At 40.0% G+C, this 425-nt stretch carries 1 protein-coding gene; it reads right to left on the reverse strand.

Features of this window, described 5'->3' with window-relative positions; genetic code table 11:
* The coding region (locus COE25_RS28930) for an RNA-guided endonuclease TnpB family protein (RefSeq protein ID WP_142354531.1) at nucleotides 1–425 on the reverse strand (425 nt) is incomplete at both ends.

Raw genomic sequence — 425 nt, forward strand, 5'->3', positions numbered from 1 at the left:
CGATTTTTCGTTAGCTGTTTATTGACAGACTTGTCCAAAATATTCATGGCACCTACTACATCCCGATGTCCTTCCGCGCCACAATGACAGTCGAAGTTTCGATTCCTTTGTTTGCGGAATTCCCCACATGATGGGCACGTGCCGGAAGTATAGGACTCTTCCACAAGTTGGACTTTGACTCCTCGAAGTTTTAGTTTGTATTTTATTTTTCCGATTAATTGCCCAAAACTCCAATTGGACAATTGTTGACGAATTTCTTTACGGGTTTTCTTTTTCTTTTTCGTATTCTTTTGAACGCCATCCGGTGTTCCTATATAGAGTGTTTTAATTTGGTTTTCCACACACCAATCCGTGACCAATTTCGAAATAGAATGCAATAGATACTCCATTCTCCGTTCCAGTTTTTCTAAAAAACGGCGTTTACG

It is taken from the genome of Bacillus sp. AFS031507, from assembly GCF_002584635.1.
Lineage (GTDB): Bacteria > Bacillota > Bacilli > Bacillales > Cytobacillaceae > Neobacillus.